This window comes from Streptomyces sp. NBC_00038 (genome assembly GCF_026343635.1).
GTDB lineage: Bacteria > Actinomycetota > Actinomycetes > Streptomycetales > Streptomycetaceae > Streptomyces.
Genome location: NZ_JAPELQ010000001.1, coordinates 7870760 through 7895227 on the forward strand (window position 1 = coordinate 7870760; position 24468 = coordinate 7895227).

Genomic DNA, 24468 nt, shown 5'->3' on the forward strand with positions numbered 1-24468 from the left:
GCAGGGCTGTGACCTTGCCCTCTTCCTGCCGGTCTTGCTCTCCGGGTGTGATCCGGCCGTGGGTACACGGGCTGGCGCAGCCCCGACTGCGGCAGCGGAAGAAGGTCGGCGCCGCGGTGTTCTGGTGATCGGCCACCGCTGAGGCCCGGTCGTAAGCGGCGGGCGGCGCGGCTGTCGAGCCTGCTGCCCCGCCCCGGGTCGGACCCGCAGCGGTTCCGTCACGGCAGGGATTTTCGAGTCACCCGCTTCCCCGCGCGGGTGGCGTCGTTGGTACGTACGGGGGACCTGCCGCATGCGTTCGGGACCCCTCCGCCAACTCGCCTCTGGACAGCGGGAGGACCTGAAGTCGTGGCCGTGACCGAGTCTGCGGTGGTGCCGGTGGGGCGTGAGCCCGAGGAGACGCGGGAGGGGGCGCCCGGCGTTGTCGGTGGGGCTGAAGGGGCGCGTGAAGGTGTGTCCCGCGCCTCTGAGGGGGCGCGCGCGGCGCACGAAGGGATCTTGCGGCGCCAGTCCGCGCGCGAGTCCGCGGCGCGCACCTACGCACGCGCCCTGCCCATCGTCCCCGTGCGTGCACGCGGCCTGACGATCGAGGGCGCCGACGGCCGCCGCTACCTCGACTGCCTGTCCGGGGCGGGCACCCTGGCCCTGGGGCACAACCACCCGGTGGTCCTGGAGGCGATCAGGAAGGTCCTCGACTCCGGAGCCCCGCTGCACGTCCTCGACCTCGCCACACCCGTCAAGGACGCCTTCACCACGGAGCTGTTCCGCACGCTGCCGCCCGAGTTCGCCGCCCGCGCCCGGGTGCAGTTCTGCGGACCTGCCGGGACGGACGCGGTCGAGGCCGCCTTCAAACTGGTGCGCGCGGCGACCGGACGCACCGGGATGCTCGCGTTCACCGGCGCCTACCACGGGATGACCGCGGGGGCGCTCGACGCATCCGGGGGCGCGACCGACGTACGTGTCGCGCGCCTCCCCTATCCGCAGGACTACCGCTGCCCGTTCGGCATCGGCGGTGACCGCGGCTCCGAACTGGCGGCGCGCTGGACCGAGTCCATGCTCGACGACCCCAAGTCGGGCGTGCCGCAGCCCGCCGGGATGATCCTCGAACCCGTCCAGGGCGAGGGCGGGGTGATTCCGGCGCCCGACGCGTGGATGCGCCGGATGCGTGATATCACCGCGTCACGGTCCATCCCCCTGATCGCGGACGAGGTCCAGACCGGGGTCGGCAGGACCGGGACCTTCTGGGCGGTGGAACACAGCGGGATCACACCGGACGTCATGGTCCTGTCCAAGGCCATCGGCGGAAGCCTGCCGCTGGCCGTCGTCGTCTACCGCGACGACCTCGACGTCTGGCAACCCGGCGCCCACGCGGGCACGTTCCGCGGCAACCAACTCGCCATGGCCGCCGGCACGGCGACCCTCGCATACGTCCGCGAAAACCACCTCGCCGAACGCGCGGGCACTCTCGGCGCTCGCATGCTCGCCCAACTCCGCGCACTGGCCGACGAGTTCTCCTGCATCGGAGACGTACGCGGCCGCGGACTGATGATCGGCGTGGAACTGGTGGACCCCGAGGCGGCCCCGAACCCCGCTGCCGGCGGTTCCCGACCCGCCGCCCCCGAACTCGCCGCCGCCGTCCAACGCGAGTGCCTCCGCCGAGGCCTGATCGTGGAACTGGGCGGCCGCCACGCCAGCGTCGTGCGACTCCTCCCCCCGCTGACCATCAGCGACGAACAGGCAACCGCAGTACTCGACCGACTCGCGGACGCGGTGGGGGCGGTGGCGCGAGGGCACCAGGGGCGCGGAGAGAGCCGGAGGCGTGGTGGCGGTGGGCCCGGTGGTGGAGGTGGGCTTGAGGGTGAGGACACGCCTTGCGGTCAGGCTCGGGATCCCGGCGATGTCCGGGACGAACACGCCGGATAGGGCAGAAGTGGCCGGGCTCTCGGGGGGTTCCGTGGTCGCGCCCGTCCGGGCGCCGGGCCGCCCGGATCACTGGGGCGGCGAAGGGGCGGTGCAGTGACCGAGGACACCGGAGGACACCGGGGGACCGCACAGTGCTGCTCGCGGCGTTGGAGTGCGAGGCGTGCGTCGCCGGAGCGCGACGTCGTACGGCGCTTGGATCCGCCCTACGAAGCGGGGGCCCTGGGGCTCGTACGGGCGCCGTACTCCTGCCCATCCCGGCCCCCACCCGTCGTGAGCCACGCTTCGGAGCAGCACCGCCCACCCCGACACCCCGTGGAAGCCGGTCCTTCATACCGACCCCGCACCACCCGGACCGATCCGCCATCCCAATTCCACATTCCACCCACTTCACTTCCACCCGCCGCCCCCACCCGAATCCACCAGGAACGCCAAAGGCCCGACGCACCCCGTACCGCCCCGGTTCGTCGTCGCACGAACCCGAACGACTCCACAAGGAACTCTCTTGAACGCCACCCCCGCATCCGACGGTCGTCCCCACACCCACGAGCGTGCGGCCCATGGCACGCAGACCCCGCTCGTGCCCGGGGGCGAATCGGTCCCCCGCCAGAAGGAAGGGGCCCGGGAGTCCGAGCGGCTGCGCGGCGTCACCGCGGACCTGTTGGAGCACCCCGACCCGCATACCGCGGCCCAGGCGGCGGCTGTCGAGAACCTGCTGCGCTGCTGGGTACGGGAGAACAACCTGCCCGCCCCTGAGGACGGCACCCTCCGCATCGCACTCCCGGCCAGCGGCACGACCCTGCTCACCCCCGTCCACTACTGGTCCCCCACCGGCTGGCACCGCTTCGGCCTCCCCTACCTCGCCGACACCCCCGATGAGGCACCGCCCGCAGACGCGGTCACGGTCGCGGCACTGTTCGCGCGACAAGCGGCCACCGGCACGCGGGCAGCCAACACGGACCCTGCAACCGCCAGGGCCGCGACGCCGGCCACGGCAGCTACGCCGGCCACGGCAGCTACGCACGGCACGGCAGCCACGCCCCCCGGACCACCTCGCGAAGCGCGAGCGCCCCACCCCGAAGCGGGCGTTTCGCACAGCCCCGCCGGTGACGGTGCCGATCTTGTCGGCCGTGTTGCCGACTCAGTTCGGCGTACCGCCGTGTTCATCGGTGACCGCAGGGAACACCCCGCCGACGAGCCCGACCTCTTCCTCACCGCCGAGCAGGCGCTCCTGCTCGGACACCCGCTGCACCCCACCCCGAAGAGCCGGGAGGGCCTTTCCGAGGCCGAAGCCAGGCTGTACTCACCGGAGTTGCGCGGCTCCTTCCCGCTGCACTGGATGGCCGTGGCACCCACTGTGCTGGCTGCCGACTCGGCGTGGACGGAACGCGGCCGCCCCGTCACCGCGGAACAGCTCACGGCACGGCTGGCCGGAGCCGGGCTGTCGCTCCCCGACGGGTACGCCGCCCTGCCACTGCATCCCTGGCAGATGAGCGAGATCCGGCACCGTCCCGAGGCCGCGGCTCTGCTGGACGCGGGACTGCTCCAAGACCTCGGCCCGCATGGCTCCGCCTGGCACCCCACCTCCTCGGTCCGCACTCTCTACCGCTCCGGCGCCCCCGCGATGCTGAAGCTGTCGCTGGGCGTGCGCATCACCAACTCCCGTCGTGAGAACCTCCGCAAGGAACTCCACCGTGGCGTGGAGGTCCACCGTCTGCTGCGCAGCGGCCTGTTCAAGCAGTGGCAGGCCGTCCACCCGGGCTTCGACATCGTCCGCGACCCGGCCTGGCTGGCCGTGGACGACCCGGACGGCAACCCCATGCCAGGGCTCGACGTGATGATCCGCCACAACCCGTTCGGCCCGGCGGACGACGCCGGCTGCATCGCGGGACTGGTCTCACCCAGGCCCCACGCCCAATCCGGCACGCGGGACCAGACACAGGGCAGGCCCCTGATGCGGTCCCGGCTCGCCGAGATCGTCACCCGCCTCGCCGGCCGCACCGGCCGTCCCCGCGGCGCCGTCGCCACCGAGTGGTTCCTGCGCTACCTGGAGCAGGTCGTACGCCCCGTGCTATGGCTGGACGGCGAGGCGGGGATCGCTCTGGAAGCGCACCAGCAGAACACGCTGCTTCTGCTGGATCCCGAGGGGTGGCCCACGGGCGGCCGCTACCGCGACAACCAGGGCTACTACTTCCGCGAGTCACGGCGCGCGGAACTCGACGCCCGGCTGCCCGGCATCGGCGAACACAGCGACACGTTCGTCTCCGACGAGGTCACCGACGAACGCTTCGCCTACTACCTCGCGATCAACAACGTGCTCGGCCTCGTCGGCGCATTCGGCTCCCAACACCTGGCCGACGAAGAGCTGTTGCTCGCAGCCTTCCGCCGCTTCCTCACCGACGTGGCCACCGGGCCTGCTCGGCTGCGTACGTCCCTGCCCGCCCACCTGCTCGACTCACGCGTCCTGCGCTGCAAGGCCAACCTGCTCACCCGACTGCACGGCCTCGACGAACTCGTCGGTCCCGTCGACACCCAGTCCGTCTACGTCACCATCACCAACCCCCTTCATTCCTGAGGAACATGACCCACCCCGTCTCCTGAGAGGAGCGTCGCCGTGCCTCCCGATGCGAGCACCGACGCCGGTACCGCCTCCGTCACCGAACTCGGCACCAACACGGGGCCTGGTTCGAGCCCTGGTGCCGGCGCGGACTGCGAGGACACCCTGGATCTGCGTCTGCCCGACGAGTTCATCGCGCTCCTCGCCGCGGAAGCCAGGGCTCACGGCGATGCCGGCGGAGAGCGGAAGAGCACGGAGAAGGCCGACGTCTCCCCGGCGGGTGACGACCTGCTCGACCGCGTAGCCGACTGGGGGCCGACCGACACTCCCGCGGGCGCCCTCCACCTCGTCCCCGTATGCGTCGAGCGTGATCTCCCGCTCGTCACCCGCTGGATGAACGACCCTGCCGTCGCCGCGTTCTGGGAGCTGGCGGGGCCCGAGTCCGTGGCCGAAGAGCACCTGCGTCGTCAGCTGGACGGGGACGGACGCAGTATCCCCTGCCTCGGTGTGCTGGAGGGCACGCCGATGAGCTACTGGGAGATCTACCGCGCGGACCTGGACCTCCTGGCGCGCCACTACCCCGCCCGACCGCACGACACCGGAATCCACCTCCTCATCGGTGGTGTCGCCAACCGTGGGCGAGGCCTCGGCTCCACCCTGCTCAGAGCTGTCGCGGACCTCGTACTGGACAAGCGCCCCTCGTGCGCTCGCGTCGTCGCGGAACCCGACCTTCGCAACACCCCCTCCGTCTCCGCTTTCCTGAGCGCGGGCTTTCGGTTCTCCGCCGAGGTCGACCTGCCCGACAAGCGGGCAGCCCTGATGGTCCGAGACCGGGCCCTGCGCGATCTGTTGTAGCGCCGTCACATGTAGTACACCGCTCGTCCCGATCCGGTTCCCTGTCGAGGAGTGCTCGTGCCGAATTCATCCGCCACCCCTGCCTCCAGCGACCCTTCCGCTCTGTATGACCCTCCTGAGCTGCGCAAAGACCGGTGGGAGCAGGCCGGCCGCCGGCTGCTCGCCAAGATGATCGGAGAGTTCGCGCACGAGGGGATCATCCAGCCGGAGCCGGAGCCGGAGCCGGAGCCGGAGCCGGAGCCGGAGCCGGAGCCGGAGCCGGAGCCATTGCTGGACTCGACCGCGTCCCCGGATCTTGAGCGGAAACCAACCCTGGTCCCCTTTCCATCCTCAGATCGTGAGTCGGGGCTTGCCGCAGCCGCAGCCGCAGCCGCAGCCGCACCCCCAGCCTCGGACCAGACTTCCGGTCAGTCGCGGAAGCTGATCCCAACCGCGCCCCCGGACCCGTCCCTGGATCCTTCCCCAGACCCATCGCCGAACCTGTCCTCGTACCCCGAGGCATCCCCGGCCCCGGTTTTGGACCGGACTGCCGTGGATTCCGCACCCACCGGCGACGCTGCCCCGTCCGTGTCCGGCAATCCACCTGCCCCGCACTCCCGACACGCCCCCTACTCCCTCCGCCTCGACGCCGGCGGCAGCCTCCGCTTCCGCGCCCGCCGAACCGCGTACGACAGTTGGCGCGTCGACCCCGCCTCGCTGGCTCTCAAGGAAACGGAAGGAGAGGAGGAGCCGCGGCCCTTCACCGACCCGCTCGGTTTCCTCACCCGGGCGCGCGGCACGCTGGGGCTGGACGGTGCGACGCTCGGCCATGTCATTCGCGAGCTGAGCACCACGCTCGCCGCAGACACGCGCCTCGACCACAACGCCCTGACGGCGGCCGAATTGGCCGACCTGGGATACGCGGAACTGGAGGGCCACCAGACCGGCCACCCCTGGATCGTGCTCAACAAGGGTCGCCTCGGTTTCTCCGCGAGGGACGCCGCGGACTGGGCGCCGGAGGCTCGCCGAGCGACGGCTCTTCCGTGGATCGCGGTGCGGACCACGCTCGCCAGCTTCCGAGGTGTCCCGGGCCTCGACACCGCCGAACAGCTCTACGCGCGCGAGCTCGCCCCCGCCACCAGGGAATCCTTCGACGGGGTACTCCGCGCGCGTGGGCTCGCGCCGGAGTCGTACCTCTATCTGCCTGTGCACCCCTGGCAGTGGGACGACATCGTGCTGCCGCTCTTCGCGTCCGCCGTCGCCGCGGGCGAGATCGTGCCGCTGCACTCGGACGGCGATCTGCGCCTGGCCCAGCAGTCGATCCGGACGTTCCTCAACGTCTCGCGCCCCGACCGGCACACCGTGAAGCTTTCGCTTTCCGTGCTCAACACCCTGGTGTGGCGCGGGCTTCCGACGGAGCGGACGCTCGCGGCCCCCGCCGTCACCGCCTGGATGCACGCCCTGCGCGACGCCGACCCGTTCCTGCGTGACACCTGCCGGGTGATCCTGCTGGGCGAGGTCGCATCGGTGACCGTCGGGCACCCTGAGTACGACGCCCTCCCCGAAGTTCCTTACCAGTACAAGGAATTACTCGGCGCGATCTGGCGCGAGCCGGTCCCCCGTCAGCTGGCCCCCGGAGAACGCGCCCGCACACTGGCGGCGCTTCTGTACACCGATCCGGAGGGCCGTTCCTTCACGGCGCAGCTCGTCGCCCGATCGGGTCTGGCCCCCAAGGTCTGGCTGCGTCGGCTCTTCGCCGCCCTGCTGCCTCCGCTGCTGCATTTTCTCTATCGGTACGGCACTGTCTTCAGCCCACATGGAGAGAACGCGATCGTTGTCTTCGACGACCATGACGTTCCCGTCAGGCTCGCGGTGAAGGACTTCGTGGACGACGTCAACGTGAGCGCGGACCCCCTGCCCGAGCACGCATCCATGCCCGACGACGTACGGCGTGTGCTGCTCACAGAGCCACCCGCGTTCCTGACGCAGTTCATCCATTCCGGGCTCTTTGTGGGGGTGTTCCGCTATCTCGCACCGCTCTGCGAGGAGCAACTGGGTGTCCCGGAGGACGAGTTCTGGTCCCTCGTTCGAGCGGAGATCATCCGCCACCAGACGCGATTCCCAGAGCTCAAGGAGCGCTACGAGACCTTCGACCTGCTCACTCCTCGTATCGCGCGCCTGTGTCTGAACCGGAACCGCCTGCATCTCGATGGCTACCGTGACCGCCCGGAGCGCCCGCACGCCGCCGTACACGGCACCGTCCCGAACCCCCTCCACCAGCCTTGATCACGCGACCGGTGCTCGTCCTGATCACGACCGTCGCCACCACCTTGATCGCCCGGTTGTCAGTGGTGCCCCGTAGGGTGGCAGAGCTATGACAGAGCCCTCACTCCCCGAACTCCTGCATGCTGCCGTCACTGCCGTAGGCGGTACGGAGCGCCCTGGCCAGGTGACCATGGCCGAAAGCGTCGCGGGCGCCATCGACGACAGCTCCCACCTGCTGGTCCAGGCAGGTACCGGCACCGGAAAGTCGCTCGGCTACCTGGTACCCGCGCTCGCGCACGGGGAGCGGGTGGTCGTGGCGACCGCCACCCTGGCGCTCCAGCGGCAGCTTGTGGAGCGGGACCTTCCGCGGACCGTGGACGCGCTGCATCCGCTGCTGCGCCGGCGCCCCGAGTTCGCGATGCTGAAGGGCCGGTCGAACTATCTGTGTCTGCACCGCCTGCGCGAGGGTGTGCCCCAGGAAGAGGACGGGGGCCTCTTCGATCAGTTCGAGGCGGCCGCTCCCACCAGCAAGCTCGGCCAGGACCTGGTGCGACTGCGGGACTGGTCGGACGAGACCGAAACCGGGGACCGGGACGACCTCACGCCAGGCGTCTCCGACCGCGCCTGGGCCCAGGTGTCCGTGTCGTCCCGGGAGTGCCTGGGCGCCAGTAAATGCACCTACGGAGCCGAGTGCTTCGCCGAGATGGCCCGCGAGCGCGCCAAACTCGCCGAGGTCGTCGTCACCAACCACGCGCTGCTTGCGATCGACGCCATCGAGGGCGCGCCGGTCCTCCCGCAGCACGAGGTGCTGATCGTGGACGAGGCCCACGAGCTGGTCTCGAGGGTCACCGGCGTCGCGACCGGCGAGCTCACGCCCGGCCAGGTCAACCGTGCCGTCCGTCGCGCCGCGAAACTCGTCAACGAGAAGGCCGCCGACCAGCTCCAGACCGCTGCCGAGGGCTTCGAGCGGCTGATGGAGCTGGCCCTGCCCGGGCGCCTGGAGGAGATCCCGGAGGATCTCGGGTACGCACTGATGGCGCTACGCGATGCCACCCGTACGGTGATCTCGGCGCTCGGCTCCACGCGCGACAAGTCCGTCCAGGACGAGGACGCGGTACGTAAGCAGGCGCTCGCCTCGCTGGAGACCGTGCACGATGTGTCCGAGCGGATCACCAACGGCTCGGAATGGGACGTCGTCTGGTACGAGCGCCACGACCGCTTCGGTGCGTCCCTGCGCGTCGCTCCCATGAACGTGTCCGGGCTCCTCAGGGAGAAGCTCTTCACGGACCGCTCCGTCGTCCTGACCTCCGCGACGCTGAAGCTCGGCGGTGACTTCAACGGAGTGGGAGCCTCCCTTGGGCTCGCCCCGGAGGGCATCGAGGGCGAAGACCTTCCGCAGTGGAAGGGCATCGACGTCGGCTCGCCCTTCGACTACCCCAGGCAAGGCATTCTCTACGTTGCCAAGCACCTGTCGCGCCCCGCGCGCGACGGCGACCGCGGGGACATGTTGGACGAGCTCACCGAGCTGATCCAGGCCGCCGGAGGCCGCACGCTCGGACTGTTCTCCTCGATGCGGGCCGCCCAGCTCGCGGCCGAGGAACTGCGCTCGCGCATCCCCGAGTACCCCATCCTGCTCCAGGGCGAGGAGACGCTCGGCGAGCTGATCAAGAACTTCGCTGCCGACCCGAAGACCTGCCTCTTCGGCACGCTCTCGCTCTGGCAGGGCGTGGACGTCCCGGGTCCCAGCTGCCAGCTGGTCGTCATGGACAAGATCCCCTTCCCTCGCCCGGACGACCCGTTGATGAGCGCCCGCCAAAAGGCCGTCGAGGACAAGGGGGGCAACGGCTTCATGGCCGTCGCCGCCACCCACGCGGCCCTGCTCATGGCGCAGGGCGCCGGTCGCCTAGTACGAGCGTCGGGGGACCGCGGCGTTGTCGCCGTACTGGACCAGCGCCTGGCCACGGCTCGCTACGGCAGCTATCTGAAGGCGTCACTGCCCGAGTTCTGGTACACGACGGACCGTAACCAGGTGCGGAGGTCCCTGGCCGCGATTGACGAGGCCGCGCGGAAGACGGAGGACGCGTAGCGCCTACGCGGCGGGCGGGCGTGACGCGCCGGGGTGGCGTGCGCGGCCGCCCCCAGGGCGTTGCTGCCCTCAGGCAGTCCCCCGCGAGCCTTGGCCGAGCTCCCTGCAGAGGTATGCAGAGGCAGGAGTTCGGACAACACCGGCCTGCCCCGTGGCGTCACCGATCACCGGTCGCAGCGCCCCCACGGACCTGGCCAGAAATGGCCCACAGCCCGAGCCCCGGCCAGAACAAGCACAGCCCGAGGCCCCCGGCCAGAAAACGCACAGGGCCCCGGAACCGGCGCAGTTGGTCCCGGGGCCCGGTCAAGGGCGGGGCGGAGTATCGCGCCCGTCAGGGCGTGCTAGATGCGCCGCAGCACTGCCACGACCTTGCCGAGGATGGTCGCCTCGTCGCCGGGAATCGGCTGGTACGCGGAGTTGTGCGGCAGGAGCCACACATGCCCGTCCTCGCGCTTGAAGCGCTTCACCGTGGCCTCGCCTTCGAGCATGGCGGCCACGATGTCGCCGTTCTCCGCGACCGGCTGGCGGCGGACCGTGACCCAGTCCCCGTCGCAGATGGCGGCCTCGATCATCGAGTCACCGACGACCTTCAGGACGAACAACTCGCCGTCGCCGACCAGCTGGCGGGGGAGGGGGAACACGTCCTCCACCGACTCCTCGGCCAGGATCGGCCCACCTGCGGCGATACGGCCCACGAGCGGGACGTACGACGCGGCCGGCTTGCCCGCGGTGTCCGTGGGCTGTGCCGAGGACTGGTCCGAGCCCCTGACCTCGTACGCGCGCGGGCGGTGCGGGTCGCGCCGCAGGAAGCCCTTGCGCTCAAGTGCCATCAGTTGATGCGCGACCGAGGAGGTGCTGGAAAGGCCGACAGCCTGTCCGATCTCCCGCATCGACGGCGGGTAGCCGCGCCGCTGCACGGAGTCCCTGATGACCTCGATCACCCGGCGTTGGCGGTCGGTGAGGCCCGAGCTGTCCGCCCGGATGCCTGGAGGTCGGCCCGGCAGGGAACGCTTGGGCCCCTCATGATTCGCAGCTTCGTTCATCGCATGCACCGGCTCGAGTCGGCCCTGGGAGCGGTCCTGGGCAGTGATGGTGGCGCTGTCTGCGGTGGTGGTCACGTCGGCCCCTCTCGATGGTCTCCCTGCTGGACAACGGTAGTTGCTTTCGAAAGGTTGCGCCAAACACACGTTCGAGTGAAAAAGTGTGGATTGCCTGTCGCGATCATGTGTCTGGGTGTATGGCTAACGCTGCACCTGGCGGACAAAAGGTCTCATTGCTGTACTCTCCACCGCCGGGGCGGCGACTGCGCCGGTCGACCTGGGCCGCTGCCCAGTCTGCCATCCGGTGCCCCGTCGACCGGGAACCGCCCCCCATTCCGTGCGGCGACCACGCTATCCCTGTGTGTCTGGAATCGGTATGGCCTTGCGGCACATGCCAATACGTGTGCGACACGCGCGTCATCAGTGAATTTACGGGTCAAGCCCCACATGTAGTGGTTGGATTGCAACAGCAGCCCAGAAGTTGTGGTCCCCCGGGTCTCCGGCCCCTCGGTCATCGCCTATGCTTGGGGCTGCTTCGAGGGACCCAAGGGGTCTCCCGAGCTCTATGAGTCGTGCTGTGAAGGAGGGTTGGAGCCATGCACTGCCCCTTCTGCAGGCACCCCGACAGCCGTGTCGTCGACAGTCGTACGACCGATGACGGCACGTCGATCCGCAGGCGCCGCCAGTGTCCCGACTGCTCCCGTCGTTTCACGACCGTGGAGACGTGCTCGCTGATGGTGGTCAAGCGCTCCGGCGTGACCGAGCCCTTCAGTCGTACCAAGGTCATCAATGGCGTCCGCAAGGCGTGCCAGGGGCGGCCTGTCACCGAGGACGCACTCGCCCAGCTCGGCCAGCGGGTCGAGGAGGCGGTGCGGGCCACCGGAAGTGCCGAACTGACCACCCATGACGTGGGACTGGCCATACTCGGCCCGTTGCAGGAACTCGACCTCGTCGCCTATCTGCGATTCGCGTCCGTCTACCGGGCGTTCGACTCGCTCGAGGACTTCGAGGCGGCCATCGTGGAACTCAGGGAAGAGACGAGGCAGCGCCCCGCTGCGGACGAGGCGGACGACGAAGACGCCTCCGCGGAGCGCCCGGAAAGCGACCGCGGGTCCGGAGAGGCCGTCCAGGTCCCCGTGCCCGCCAACGCCGCCGACTGACGGAAAGGCCGACTCGGGTCGGCTCGCCGGCGGCGACCACAGACCTGTTGCGGGCGGCCGTATGCGGCGCGCGCAGCATCAGACACACACCGTGCCACGGGAAGAACGAGGCACTTCTGGGCGTTTTAGCCCGATACAGGGAGGCGGCATGACAGAGACGGCGAGCGGTCCGGCACGAGGTTCCCGCGCCAAGGGAACCAAGGCCAGCAAGGGACTGCGCATCGAGCGCATTCACACCACTCCTGGCGTGCACCCGTACGACGAGGTGGAATGGGCGCGCCGTGACGTCGTCATGACCAACTGGCGCGACGGCTCGGTCAACTTCGAGCAGCGTGGCGTCGAGTTCCCCGACTCCTGGTCGGTGAACGCGGTCAACATCGTCACCAGCAAATACTTCCGCGGTGCCGTCGGCACCCCGCAGCGCGAGGTGAGCCTCAAGCAGCTCATCGACCGCATCGTGAAGACGTACCGGAAGGCCGGCGAGGACTACAAGTACTTCGCCTCGCCCGCCGACGCCGAGATCTTCGAGCACGAGCTTGCGTACGCGCTCCTGCACCAGATCTTCAGCTTCAACTCCCCGGTGTGGTTCAACGTGGGCACGCCGCAGCCCCAGCAGGTCTCCGCCTGCTTCATCCTGTCCGTCGACGACTCCATGGAGTCGATCCTCGACTGGTACAAGGAAGAGGGCATGATCTTCAAGGGCGGCTCCGGCGCCGGCCTGAACCTCTCCCGCATCCGCTCCTCCAAGGAGCTGCTCTCCTCGGGCGGCAACGCCTCGGGTCCCGTCTCCTTCATGCGCGGTGCCGACGCCTCCGCAGGAACGATCAAGTCGGGTGGCGCCACGCGCCGCGCGGCCAAGATGGTCATCCTCGACGTCGACCACCCCGACATCGAGGGCTTCATCGAGACCAAGGTGAAGGAAGAGGAGAAGATCCGCGCCCTGCGTGACGCGGGCTTCGACATGGACCTGGGCGGCGACGACATCACGTCCGTCCAATACCAGAACGCCAACAACTCGGTCCGTGTGAACGACACGTTCATGAAGGCGGTCGAGGCGGGCGGCAAGTTCGGCCTGACGTCCCGTATGACCGGCGAGGTCATCGAGGAGGTCGACGCCAAGTCGCTCTTCCGCAAGATGGCCGAGGCGGCCTGGGCCTGCGCCGATCCCGGCATCCAGTACGACGACACCATCAACGCCTGGCACACCTGCCCGGAGTCCGGCCGGATCAACGGCTCGAACCCGTGCAGCGAGTACATGCACCTGGACAACACGTCCTGCAACCTCGCCTCGCTGAACCTGATGAAGTTCCTGAAGGACGACGGCAAGGGCCACCAGTCCTTCGACGTCGACCGCTTCTCGAAGGTCGTCGAGCTGGTCATCACCGCGATGGACATCTCCATCTGCTTCGCGGACTTCCCGACCCAGAAGATCGGCGAGAACACCCGCGCCTTCCGTCAGCTGGGCATCGGTTACGCCAACCTCGGCGCCCTCCTGATGGCGACCGGCCACGCGTACGACTCCGACGGCGGTCGCTCCCTCGCCGGCGCGATCACCTCGCTGATGACCGGTACCTCGTACAAGCGTTCCGCCGAACTCGCCGCGGTCGTCGGCCCGTACGACGGCTACGCCCGCAACGCGCAGCCGCACCAGCGCGTCATGAAGCAGCACTCCGACGCCAACGCCGTGGCCCCTCGCGTGGACGACCTGGACAGTCCGATCTGGGCCGCCGCCACGGAGGCCTGGCAGGACGTTCTCCACCTCGGTGAGAAGAACGGCTTCCGCAACGCGCAGGCCTCGGTCATCGCCCCGACCGGCACCATCGGTCTCGCGATGTCCTGTGACACGACCGGTCTTGAGCCCGACCTCGCGCTGGTCAAGTTCAAGAAGCTGGTCGGCGGCGGCTCGATGCAGATCGTCAACGGCACCGTGCCGCAGGCCCTGCGCCGCCTGGGCTACCAGGAGGAGCAGATCGAGGCGATCGTCGCCCACATCGCCGACAACGGCAATGTGATCGACGCCCCGAGCCTCAAGCACGAGCACTACGAGGTCTTCGACTGCGCCATGGGCGAGCGCTCCATCTCCGCGATGGGCCACGTCCGCATGATGGCCGCGATCCAGCCCTGGATCTCCGGCGCGCTGTCCAAGACGGTCAACCTGCCGGAGACGGCGACCGTCGAGGACGTCGAAGAGGTCTACTTCGAGGCGTGGAAGATGGGCGTCAAGGCGCTCGCGATCTACCGCGACAACTGCAAGGTCGGCCAGCCCCTCTCCGCGAAGACCAAGGACAAGGAGAAGGCCGAGGTCACCGCCAAGGCCGAGGAGACCATCCGTACCGCGGTCGAGAAGGTCGTCGAGTACCGCCCGGTCCGCAAGCGTCTCCCCAAGGGCCGTCCCGGCATCACCACCTCCTTCACGGTGGGCGGCGCCGAGGGCTACATGACCGCCAACTCCTACCCGGACGACGGTCTCGGCGAGGTCTTCCTGAAGATGTCGAAGCAGGGCTCCACCCTCGCCGGCATGATGGACGCCTTCTCCATCGCCGTCTCGGTGGGTCTGCAGTACGGCGTGCCCCTGGAGACGTACGTCTCCAAGTTCACGAACATGCGCTTCGAGCCGGCCGGCATGACGGACGACCCGGACGTGCGGATGGCGCAGTCGATCGTCGACTACATCTTCCGCCGCCTGGCGCTGGACTTCCTGCCCTTCGAGACGCGCTCCGCGCTCGGTATCCACTCCATCGACGAGCGTCAGCGTCACCTGGAGACCGGGTCCTACGAGCCGTCCGACGACGACGTGGATGTCGAGGGCCTTGCTCAGTCCGCGCCCCGCGCGCAGGAACTGAAGGCCGTCGCCGCCCCCAAGGCGGAGGTTGTGGTCGAGGCGGCCAAGCCCGCCCCGCTGGAGGCCCACACCAGTGCCGAACTGGTGGAGATGCAGCTGGGCATCCAGGCGGACGCCCCCCTGTGCTTCTCCTGCGGTACGAAGATGCAGCGGGCCGGCTCCTGCTACATCTGCGAGGGCTGCGGCTCGACCAGCGGTTGCAGCTGATCTGAAGAGCTGAAGGGCGGCACGGCCACTGGCCGTGCCGCCCTTCAGCGTTTTCCGCGCTTTGCTGATGCCCTACCGGAGCCTTAATGCCCTCCTACGGAGGGGTCTCTTTCGAAAACGCCTCTCCAAGGAGAGCGTTTCAGGAGTCCTCGCCGCTCCCCATGACCCTGGCGAAGGTCGCCGGGTCCGTGTCGTATCCACGGATGCCGGGGTGGAAAGTCCACTCTCCGGAACCGTCGCGCAGAAACTCCCCGACGGTGGCCGCCGTGGATCCGAGGACGTCGCCGAATTCGTCCTCCGCCAGGACGGTGTAGCCCTCGCGCATGCGCAGAGCGGGGTTGGCCACGCCGACGAACGTCTTGTGGCCGGAGCGCTGTTGGATGAGTACGCCGACGACCACGCGCGCGTAGCGGCTGTCGAGGCGGTTCAGCTCCAGCGTCATGACCTCGTCCCAGCCGAAGCCCTTGCCGTCCTTGCTGTCCCGGTTCAGATAGATGGTGCCGTCCGGGGAGCGGCTGTCGAAGTGCACTACGTAGGCGGGCTTTCCTTGCAGGTCGGCCGCCAGATATGTCGCCGCGATGATGTCGAGATCGGTCGAGGGCTCACCTACGGGACTCGGGTCCCACTTCACCGCGAGCTCGACCTTGCGGATGCCCTTGTTGAGACCGTTCACCAGATCTCCCCTCCCCGTTTCCCATCTGCTTCCCGACCCAACTGCTGTGAAATCAGGGTTGGTTGCCCATCGTGCCACGCGCGCGGGGGCGCTCGTGCGGATGCAGTGCGCCGGAGCGTGACCGGCGCCACGTTCCATGGCCGTACGATGGCGCGGTGCTGGTCAAGTGGATTCGCTGCACCGTGGTGGACCGCCGCGGTTTCGAGCGGGGGCAGCGAAAGTGGGCGGGGCTTCTGGGGGAGCCGGGATTCCGGGGACAGGGCGGGGGATGGAGCCGGGGGCGGTCCGGCGTCGCGCACATTTTCGCGTTCTGGGAGAGCCGTGCCTTCTACGACTCCTTCATGGCCCGTTCTCACGACCGGCTCGCCGCGACGCAATCGGGCACCTTCAAGGATTCCCAGGTCAAATTGTTCGACCACCGTTTCGACGTGAAGACCGGCTTCGAGCCGCGCTTCACGGACACCGATCTGCTGCGGGTGGCCCACTGCCGTATCCACGAGGAACGGGCCGAGCACTTCGCGCTGATGCAGGAGAAGGTCTGGAACCCGGCGATGGCTGGTTCACCCGGCATGGTGCGGGGCCTCTTCGGCGAGGCGCCAGGACATGAGTTCCTGATCCTCTCCATGTGGCAGTCGGCCGCCGAGCATGGCAAGTACCGCTCCGAGCGCGTGGAACGGCTCGCGCTGCGCGCTCAGACCGAGGCCGACGTGGCCGCCCTCGCGGGCGACATCGTGGAGCTGGAGCCCGCCTGGACGGTCTGACGAGGCCGCCTGCCCGCGCCCCGTGTGTGCCGATGTTGTGTGATCTACGCCGTATGGAGCCCGTACGAGTGCTCGATCCGGGGTCACTCGTCTTAGGGTCTTGGCATGGCACGACCACGGCGCATCGTCCTTGTCCGGCACGGCGAGTCAACGGGCAACGCCGATGACACCGTGTATGAACGCGAGCCCGACCATGCCCTGGCGCTCACCGAACTCGGCTGGCGGCAGGCGGAGGAGACCGGAAAGCGGCTGCGGGAGGTGTTCGGGCGCGAGAGCGTAAGCGTTTACGTCTCCCCGTACCGCCGTACGCACGAGACGTTCCGCGCCTTTCACCTCGACCCGGAGCTCGTACGAGTGCGCGAGGAGCCTCGGCTGCGCGAGCAGGACTGGGGCAACTGGCAGGACTGCGACGACGTGCGCCTTCAGAAGGCCTACCGGGACGCGTACGGGCACTTTTTCTACCGCTTCGCGCAGGGCGAGTCCGGAGCCGACGTGTACGACCGGGTCGGCGGCTTCCTGGAGAGCCTTTACCGGAGCTTCGAGGCGCCCGACCACCCGCCGAACGTGCTCCTGGTGACTCACGGCCTGGCCATGCGGCTGTTCTGCATGCGCTGGTTCCACTGGACGGTCGCGGACTTCGAATCGCTGTCGAATCCGGGGAACGGGGAGTCGCGGATGCTCGTTCTCGGCGAGGACGGCAGGTACACCCTCGACCGGCCTTTCGAACGCTGGCGTGATCCGGAACCGTACGGAATCACCGGATAGAGTGGCAGGGCGATGACCGCTGACTCCTCTCCCCCCGGACGCCTGGACCGCGCCATGGCCAGCCTGCGTGGACTCGCGGTGGGGGACGCGCTGGGCTCGCAGTTCTTCGTGCCCGCGAACTACCCGCTGCTCAAGCGCCGTGAGCTGCCGCCCCGACCGTGGCAATGGACCGACGACACCGAAATGGCCTGCTCCGTAGTGGCCGTTTTGGCCGCACACGACCGCATCGACCAGGACGAGCTGGCCCGCTCCTTCGCCGAGCACCACGACTTCGACCGGGGTTACGGCCCCGCGGTCAACCGGCTGCTGAGACTGATCAGGGAGGGTGGCGACTGGCGAGAGCTGTCGGCCGCCCTCTTCAACGGACAGGGTTCGTGGGGCAACGGCGCCGCGATGCGGATCGCCCCTCTGGGGGCTTGGTACGCGGACGATCCGGAGCAGGCCACGCACCAGGCCGAGATCTCCGCGTACCCCACACACCAGCACCGCGAGGCCGTGGTCGGCGCCATGGCCGTCGCCGCTGCCGCCGCGCTGGCCGCCGACCCCGCCGGTCCGCCGAGCGCCGAGGCTCTGCTCGACGGCGTCATCGCGCTCGTCCCGCGCAGCGCCGTCGGCGCCGGGCTGCGGCGCGCCCGGGACATGCTCGACTACGCCGATACCGCCACTGTCGCCGCCGTCCTCGGCTGTGGGCGGCGTACTACGGCCCACGACACCGTTCCGTTCGCGCTCTGGTCGGCTGCCAGAGGCCTGGGCGACTACGAGAAGGCCTTCTGGGCGACCGCCCAGGTGGGCGGCGACATGGACACGACCTGCGCCATCGTGGGCGGCGTCGTCGCCTCCGGGAGGGCCGGGGCGCCGCCTGGGACGTGGCTGGAGCGGACGGAAGGGCTGCCGGACTGGATGCCGGGGGCGGCGTACGGGCGTATGGCGAGCGGGGCGTAGAGCCGCTCCGGCGGATCGTGCCGGTGACGCGGTGACGCGGTGACGCGGTGACGCGGTGACGCGGTGACGCGGTGACGCGGTGACGCGGTGACGCGGTGACGCGGTGACGCGGTGACGCGGTGACGCGGTGACGCAGGGACCCGGGGCCGCAGGGACTCAGGGCCGCGGTGGGCGTCGCCGGTGGGTCGCAGTGCGAGTTCGGGGGAGTGCCGTGCTGCTTCCCGTCTGTGCTTATGCGGCTTGTTTCGTGAGCTTCGTGGGAGGCGATCCGCCTCGGAGAGCTCCGGGACGCTGACGGTCCCGTCAGGGGGTGCGTCGCACCGCACCGACGTCCGTGCCGGTAGCGGCTGCCTCTGTCACAGGCTTGCTACAGCGCCACCGCCACGCCCTGACGCAGGTTGCCTGTGGATACCCTTTCCGCCACGCCGCCTGTTGATCATGCCGGGCGTGCGCCGACAAGACACCGGTCACCAGCCCTTCCGCCGTAGCGGCGTGTTGTGGGCTGCGTCAGGACCGGCAGGGAGGGGGTTCCGTGTCCGACATACCGTCCACGTCCGAGCCGAGAGATCAGGGGACCGCGCGACCGGGAGATGCCGAGCCCGATGCGCCGGAGAGCGTCGGTTCGAGCGCAATTCGTGATCCTGAAGACGCCGTCCCCGGATCCGCCTCCAAGGGTGACGTGACCGAGCTCGACAAGGACGAGGACACGGACTGGGCCAATCTGTCGCCGGTCCCCGTTCCCTGGCTTGCCGAGCTTCAGGTGGAGGCCCCCGCCCCGGTGCGTACGGCCACACTGTGGGCCGCGCTGGCCACCGGACTGCTCAGCATGCTGCTCCTGGGTGACGGTCTGGCGCTCAACCTCGTGATGGTCGCGATTCCGGCCGCGCTCGCCGCGTACTTCGCCGCCCAGGCCGCGGGACGACGCCCGCGCGCGTGGACGCTCGTCTGGGGCATCGGCGGAATCGCCCTGCTGTCCGTGCCCGCCCTGCGCGACGCGGACTGGCCTTCGTTCCTGGCCGTGGTCGCGGCGGTCGCGCTGGGCTCGATGGCGGTGCACGGCGGCCGCACCTGGCCGGCCGTCCTGCTGGGCCCCATCGGCATACTCAATGCTCTGGTCACCGGCCCCGCGTGGGGCTGGCGCGGACTGCGCGAACGGTCCGGGAGCACCCGTGGCAACGTCGGAGCGGGGCTTCGCGCGCTCGCCGTGACGGCGGTTCTGCTGCTGGTCTTCGGGGCGCTGTTCGCGGGCGCCGACGCTGCCTTCGCGGATCTGCTCGGTGGTCTGGTGCCGGACGCTTCCGTCTCCGGTGGACCCTGGCGCTTCCTGCTCCTGCTGCTCGGCCTGGTCGGCGCGCTCGCGGTGGCGCACACGGCAGCCGCGCCCGTCCAGTGGGACCGGGTCGAAGTGCCTGCGGGACGCCCCCGCGGCCGACTCGAGTGGGCGCTGCCGCTGATCGTGCTCACCGGGCTCTTCGCGGCCTTCAACGCCGTCCAACTCGCCGTCCTCTTCGGAGGATACGAATCCGTGCTGAAGAAGACCGGCCAGACGTACGCCGAATACGCGCGCCAGGGCTTCTGGCAGTTGCTCCTCGTCACGCTCCTGACCCTGCTCGTCATCGTCTTCGCCCTGCGCTGGGCGCCGCGTGACGGCGGGCGCGACCGGAAGCTGGTGCGCGGTGTGCTGGGAACTCTCTGCGTGCTGGCGCTCGTTGTCGTGGCATCGGCGGTGCGGCGTATGGACATGTATGTGGAGGCTTATGGGCTGACGCGGCTGAGGGTCTCCGTGGTGGCCGTGGAGCTCTGGCTGGGCCTGGTCATCGTGCTGATCATGGCGGCAGGAGTGTGGGGCGCTCGCTGGTTGCCGCGAGTGGTCGCGGCGAGTGCGGCCGCGGGTGTGCTCGCGTTCGGGCTGATGTCGCCGGACGGCCTGATCGCCGAGCGCAACGTCCAGCGGTACGAGGACACCGGCAAGTTCGACCTCGACTACGCGCGCGGCCTGTCCGCCGACGCGGTACCCGCCCTTGACCAGCTGAAGGAACCGATGCGTTCGTGTGCGCTGCGATCCATCGCGGCTGACCTGGAGGAGGGCGGCGAACCCTGGTACGCCACCAGTTGGGGGGAGGCGCGTGCCCGGGACATTCTCGCCGACCAGCCGGTGTCGAAGGATGCGGACTGGAGCGCGTGCAACGGGCTGAGCGACGAGCTCATGTACCGGTGAGACTGGCCCGGGGTCACTGGGCGACAGCTGTCGCTGAGGTGACCCGGGCCGCTGAGACGCGGTCTTCCTGCGGATGGCCGGACCGGCGTCCTCGCCGTCGGTCCCCGGACCCCGGGTCCGGCCCTCCGCAGCCCGCGTCAGCCTCCGGCCGGCCCTGCTGTGCTTGCCGTGCCGGCGAGGGCGTCCAGGTCGCTCTTGCGGACCCGGATCACGAACGTCGCGGTGGCCAGAGCCAGTAGGGCCATGGCGACGGCCGGGATGAAGGCGGTCGAAATGCCGTTGGCGAGCACCTCGTGACCCCAAGGGGCGGGCAGCTGCTGTGTCTTGGCGAACTCGGCCTTCTGCTCGACCGAGGCGTTCGCCATGAAGTCCGGGATCTGTTTCTCCGCCTCGTCGCGGCTGGCCGAGCCGAAGACCGTGGTCAGGATGGAGAGACCGAGCGAGCCGCCCACCTGCTGCGTGGCGTTGAGCAGGCCCGAGGCCGCACCCGCCTCGTGGACGGCGACACCGGAGACCGCGGTGAGGGTCAGGGTGACGAAGTTCAACCCCATGCCGAAGGCGAACAGCAGCATCGGGCCGAGCACCCCACCGACGTACGAACTGTCGGGGTTGATGAAGGTCTGCCAGCCGAGCCCGAGCGCCACGAGCGCCGAACCGACGAGCATGAACGGCTTAGGCCCGAGGACAGGCAGGAACCGCTGGGAGAGACCTGCGCCGATCGCGATCGCGACCGTCACCGGCAGGAAGGCCAGGCCTGCTTCGATGGGTGTGTAGTCCAGTACGTTCTGCACGAAGAGGACGATGAAGAAGAACATGCCGAACATGGCCGCGGCCAGGCTGAGCATGATCACGTACGTGCCCGAGCGGTTGCGGTCGGCGAACATCTTCAGCGGGGTGATCGGTTCCTTGGCCCGCATCTCGATGAACACGAAGGCCGCCAGCAGCACTATCGCGGCGCCGAAGGACCCGATGGTGAGGCTGTCACGCCAGCCCTCCTCCGCGGCGCGGATGAACCCGTACACCAGGGCGGCCATTCCGGCTGTCGAGGTGAGCGCGCCGGAGATGTCGAAGCGTCCGGGATGACGTTCGGACTCGCTGATGTACAGCGGTGTGAGCACGGCGATCAGCACACCGATGGGCACGTTGACGAAGAGCACCCAGCGCCAGTCGAGCCACTCGGTCAGCATGCCGCCCGCGAGGAGCCCGACGGCGCCGCCGCCGGCCGAGACCGCGGCGAAGACTCCGAAGGCCCGGTTCCGCTCCGGGCCTTCGGGGAACGTGGTGGTGATGAGGGCCAGCGAGGTGGGCGACGCGATCGCGCCACCGACTCCCTGGAGGGCTCGCGCGGCCAGCAACTGCCAGGGTTCCTGGGCGAATCCGCCCAGCAGTGAGGCGAAGGTGAAGAGCAGGATGCCGGTCATGAAGACCCGGCGCCGACCGAGGATGTCGCCAGCGCGCCCGCCGAGTAGCAACAGGCCACCGAAGGTGAGGGTGTAGGCGCTGACCACCCAGGTGAGATCGGTCGTACTGAACTTGAGCGCGTCTTGAATGTGCGGTAGGGCGATATTCACAATCGTCGCGTCGAGTACCACCATGAGTTGGCAGGCAGCGATGACGGTGAGTGCGATGCCGGGATGTCCCTCCCGACGGGCCGCTCCTGGTTTTGGGCCGTCCTGAATCAACTGAGAGGTTGTCACTATGGGTCCCCCACAAGTGCGTTAGTGAACGCTCGCGTTCACTGTTGCGTCAACGGTAGTGAGTCCCCGACAGTGAACGCAAGCGTTCACTGAAGTCTCTGCCGCGTGACGTCACGCGACCGCTCGCCGAGCCCTGGAAACCCCGCTCCCTCATGCTCAACGGAGACACTCAGATGGTTACTTCGCGTTGGACGGCCGCCCCCGCTCAGACGGCCTCCCCGCGTCGACGCGGTGCCGTACTCGAACGGGCGATCCTCGAGGCCGCGCTGGAGCAGCTCAGTACGGTCGGCTGGAACGGCCTCACGATGGAGGGTGTCGCGGCGCGCGCCCAGACCGGCAAGGCCGCGGTCTACCGCCGCTGGCCGTCCAAGGAGGACCTTGTCGCGGACGCGCTCCAGGCCGGACTGCCGAGCCTGACGGAGGCGCCCGACTTCGGGAGTGTCCGTCAGGACCTGCTCGAACTGTGCCGGCGGGTGCGCGAGGCGATGTTCTCGCAACCCGGTTTCGCGCTTCGCTCAGTTCTTTACGAATGCGATGCGGCCCAGGCCGAACGCTTCCATGCCGTGATCCTCGGCGGGGTCGTCGAGCCGACCCTGCACCTTCTTCGCGAGGTCATCAATCGCGGAATGGAGCGGGGAGAGGTGCGACCCGACGCCGCGAACGCATACGTCTTCGATGCCATTCCGGCGATGATGATGTACCGCTCAAAGGTGTGCGCGAGCGAATGGAGCGACCGGGATCTGGAGGAGATGATCGACCAGCTGATGGTCCCGCTGCTGCGGCGGGAGGCTGTCTGAGCGGCATTTGAGTTCGGTGCCTGATCCACCTGGCTCGAGGTGCCTGATCGGTCTTGGTCGACGAGTCCGATCGATGTCGCTCAGGGTGTCTGGTCGGGCCTCGCCGGGGAGTCCGTGGTCGCTCGGGGAAACCAGGGTGTCGCGAGGGGCTCCGGGCGGCGTAGTCTGATGACGCCATGCCGTACGAACCACCCACCCACACCGTCGAGCGCTCCCTCCGCGCAACGACCGGAGCGAAGATCATTGCCGGTGTCGACGAGGTGGGGCGCGGCGCTTGGGCCGGCCCGGTCACCGTCTGCGCCGCCGTCACGGGACTGCGTCGTCCCCCGGAAGGGCTCACCGACTCCAAACTCCTGACCGTCAAGCGGCGTACCGCGCTCGCAGCCGAGTTGGAGAAATGGGTGACTTCGTACGCCCTTGGTCATGCGTCTCCGGAGGAGATCGACAACCTGGGGATGACGGCCGCCCAACGGCTGGCGGCCGTACGCGCGCTGGAGGCCTTGCCCGAGCGTCCGGACGCGGTCATTCTCGACGGGAAGCACGACTATGTCGGCTCTCCCTGGCGGGTCCGTACGGTGATCAAGGGCGACCAGTCCTGCGTCTCCGTCGCGGCGGCCTCGGTGATCGCCAAGGTTCAGCGCGACAAAATGATGGCCGAACTGGGTATCGACCATGCAGACTTCGGTTTTGCGGCCAACGCCGGGTATCCGTCGCCCGTGCACAAGGCCGCACTGGAGGAGCGGGGCCCCACCCCGTACCACCGGCTGTCATGGGCGTATCTTGATGCGCTGCCCCAGTGGCGGCACCTCAAGAAGGTCCGCAGCTGGGCGGATGGAAGCGTTCCGGAGATCGAGGGCCAGCTCGGCTTCGACTTCTGACGGTTCCGCTCGCACTCATGTGCCACCCGCCGACGCGAGTCGCACCGGCGTTTGATAAATATCAGCTCATGCCTCTCATTCCCGAGGAGCCTCAGATTCACGAGAGTGCCCAGGGTCCCCGCGCCACTCCGGCCAGTGGCCGCACCGCGCCGACCCCCCGTCCCGTACCTGGTCCCCGTCCCGCGGCTCCGCCGCGTCCCGGCCGCCCGGGTCCTGTCCGGCCGATGCCGGCCCAACGCACCCCGCGCGAGCCGGTCGTGGCCGCTCCGGGGCCGTCCGCCCCGGCGGCTGCAGCCGCCACTCCGCAGATCCAGCTCATCCCGGCCTCGGTCGAGGGCGCGCTGGACGCCGCCGAAGAAGCCGTCGACCTGCTGTTGGAGTCGGGCCGCGCCCCCGGTGAGGTGCTGGTGATCACCACCGGCGAACCGCACCCGTGGGCCGCGCACGAACTCTCCTTCGGCGAAGCCGCCTACTGGGCGCAGCACGACGCGGGCGACGACGTCTTCTACGCCGACGCCTCAGCCGTGGGCCGGGCCGTGTCCCGTCCCGTGGTCGTGGTCGCCGTCAACGGCGGTTCCGACCCTGTCGCCGCCACCGCCCTGCCACTGGCCCTTGGCCGGGCCGGTGCCCTGTTGATCGTCTGCGGTGACCCGCAGCAGATCAACTCGGTGCTGGGCGCGGGGGTCTGAGCGCGCTCCGGACCTCGTCCGGGGCTCGCTCGGGGGACGCTGAGGGTGCCGCCACGGCGGCACCTGTCCGGCGGTCATCCTGACGTGCGCGGATGACTGCGCGCCGGTGCGGGGTGTTCCATCGGCGGTGCCCCCAG

Annotated in this window: 17 protein-coding genes; 14 read left to right on the forward strand and 3 right to left on the reverse strand. The window is 69.3% G+C overall.

All coding sequences use genetic code 11. The features are described from left to right. The first annotated feature begins 453 nt into the window (after positions 1-453). The 5 genes from OG219_RS35570 (at position 454) to OG219_RS35590 (ending at position 9662) form a co-directional block, all read left to right on the forward strand. Positions 454-1923: a diaminobutyrate--2-oxoglutarate transaminase family protein gene (locus OG219_RS35570; protein WP_266836345.1), complete on the forward strand. Its 1470-nt coding sequence runs from the start codon at positions 454-456 to the stop codon at positions 1921-1923. A gap of 502 nt (positions 1924-2425) precedes the next feature. After that, positions 2426-4495 (forward strand): IucA/IucC family siderophore biosynthesis protein, encoded by a 2070-nt coding sequence (locus OG219_RS35575; RefSeq protein ID WP_266833565.1) that lies wholly within the window; start codon positions 2426-2428, stop codon positions 4493-4495. Positions 4496-4534: 39 nt separating this feature from the next. Continuing rightward, positions 4535-5332 carry a GNAT family N-acetyltransferase gene (locus OG219_RS35580; protein WP_266833567.1) on the forward strand — a complete coding sequence of 266 codons (798 nt, stop codon included), beginning with the start codon at positions 4535-4537 and terminating at the stop codon, positions 5330-5332. 57 nt (positions 5333-5389) lie between these two features. Continuing rightward, entirely contained in the window at positions 5390-7597 is a 2208-nt protein-coding gene (locus tag OG219_RS35585) for an IucA/IucC family siderophore biosynthesis protein (RefSeq protein ID WP_266833569.1), read from the forward strand. 88 nt (positions 7598-7685) lie between these two features. Then, complete coding sequence (locus OG219_RS35590) at positions 7686-9662, forward strand: ATP-dependent DNA helicase (protein ID WP_266833571.1); 1977 nt, start codon at positions 7686-7688, stop codon at positions 9660-9662. Between the two features lie 341 nt (positions 9663-10003). Here OG219_RS35590 and lexA read toward each other — a convergent pair whose 3' ends face one another. Continuing rightward, positions 10004-10780, reverse strand: coding sequence for a transcriptional repressor LexA (lexA, locus tag OG219_RS35595; protein ID WP_266833573.1), 777 nt, complete (start codon positions 10778-10780; stop codon positions 10004-10006). A 518-nt stretch (positions 10781-11298) separates the two neighbouring features. On the opposite strand from lexA, the gene nrdR reads away from it, so the two are divergent. Together nrdR and OG219_RS35605 are read left to right on the forward strand one after the other, a co-directional pair. After that, positions 11299-11862: a transcriptional regulator NrdR gene (gene nrdR / locus OG219_RS35600; protein WP_266833575.1), complete on the forward strand. Its 564-nt coding sequence runs from the start codon at positions 11299-11301 to the stop codon at positions 11860-11862. A gap of 148 nt (positions 11863-12010) precedes the next feature. Further along, positions 12011-14911: a vitamin B12-dependent ribonucleotide reductase gene (locus OG219_RS35605; RefSeq protein WP_266833577.1), complete on the forward strand. Its 2901-nt coding sequence runs from the start codon at positions 12011-12013 to the stop codon at positions 14909-14911. Between the two features lie 139 nt (positions 14912-15050). Here the strand turns inward: OG219_RS35605 and OG219_RS35610 are convergent, their stop codons facing one another. Then, the gene (locus tag OG219_RS35610) at positions 15051-15584 is read right to left on the reverse strand and encodes a TerD family protein (RefSeq protein ID WP_266833579.1); all 534 of its coding nucleotides are present in this window, start codon (positions 15582-15584) and stop codon (positions 15051-15053) included. A gap of 155 nt (positions 15585-15739) precedes the next feature. Here OG219_RS35610 and OG219_RS35615 point away from each other — a divergent pair, with 155 nt between their 5' ends. The 4 genes from OG219_RS35615 to OG219_RS35630 all read left to right on the forward strand — a co-directional run bounded on the left by OG219_RS35615 (position 15740) and on the right by OG219_RS35630 (position 20270). Next, positions 15740-16345 carry a DUF4937 domain-containing protein gene (locus OG219_RS35615; RefSeq protein WP_266833581.1) on the forward strand — a complete coding sequence of 202 codons (606 nt, stop codon included), beginning with the start codon at positions 15740-15742 and terminating at the stop codon, positions 16343-16345. A gap of 105 nt (positions 16346-16450) precedes the next feature. After that, positions 16451-17110 (forward strand): histidine phosphatase family protein, encoded by a 660-nt coding sequence (locus OG219_RS35620; RefSeq protein ID WP_266833583.1) that lies wholly within the window; start codon positions 16451-16453, stop codon positions 17108-17110. Between the two features lie 12 nt (positions 17111-17122). Then, positions 17123-18052, forward strand: coding sequence for an ADP-ribosylglycohydrolase family protein (locus OG219_RS35625; protein ID WP_266833585.1), 930 nt, complete (start codon positions 17123-17125; stop codon positions 18050-18052). Between the two features lie 760 nt (positions 18053-18812). Beyond that, positions 18813-20270, forward strand: coding sequence for a DUF4173 domain-containing protein (locus OG219_RS35630; RefSeq protein WP_323183364.1), 1458 nt, complete (start codon positions 18813-18815; stop codon positions 20268-20270). 137 nt (positions 20271-20407) lie between these two features. Here the strand turns inward: OG219_RS35630 and OG219_RS35635 are convergent, their stop codons facing one another. Further along, positions 20408-21967 carry an MFS transporter gene (locus tag OG219_RS35635; RefSeq protein ID WP_266833587.1) on the reverse strand — a complete coding sequence of 520 codons (1560 nt, stop codon included), beginning with the start codon at positions 21965-21967 and terminating at the stop codon, positions 20408-20410. Positions 21968-22140: 173 nt separating this feature from the next. Here OG219_RS35635 and OG219_RS35640 point away from each other — a divergent pair, with 173 nt between their 5' ends. The 3 genes from OG219_RS35640 (at position 22141) to OG219_RS35650 (ending at position 24331) form a co-directional block, all read left to right on the forward strand. Then, complete coding sequence (locus OG219_RS35640; RefSeq protein ID WP_266833589.1) at positions 22141-22764, forward strand: TetR/AcrR family transcriptional regulator; 624 nt, start codon at positions 22141-22143, stop codon at positions 22762-22764. 176 nt (positions 22765-22940) lie between these two features. Further along, positions 22941-23642, forward strand: coding sequence for a ribonuclease HII (locus OG219_RS35645; RefSeq protein WP_266833591.1), 702 nt, complete (start codon positions 22941-22943; stop codon positions 23640-23642). Positions 23643-23710: 68 nt separating this feature from the next. Then, positions 23711-24331: a hypothetical protein gene (locus tag OG219_RS35650; protein WP_266833593.1), complete on the forward strand. Its 621-nt coding sequence runs from the start codon at positions 23711-23713 to the stop codon at positions 24329-24331. The last annotated feature ends 137 nt before the right edge of the window (positions 24332-24468 follow it).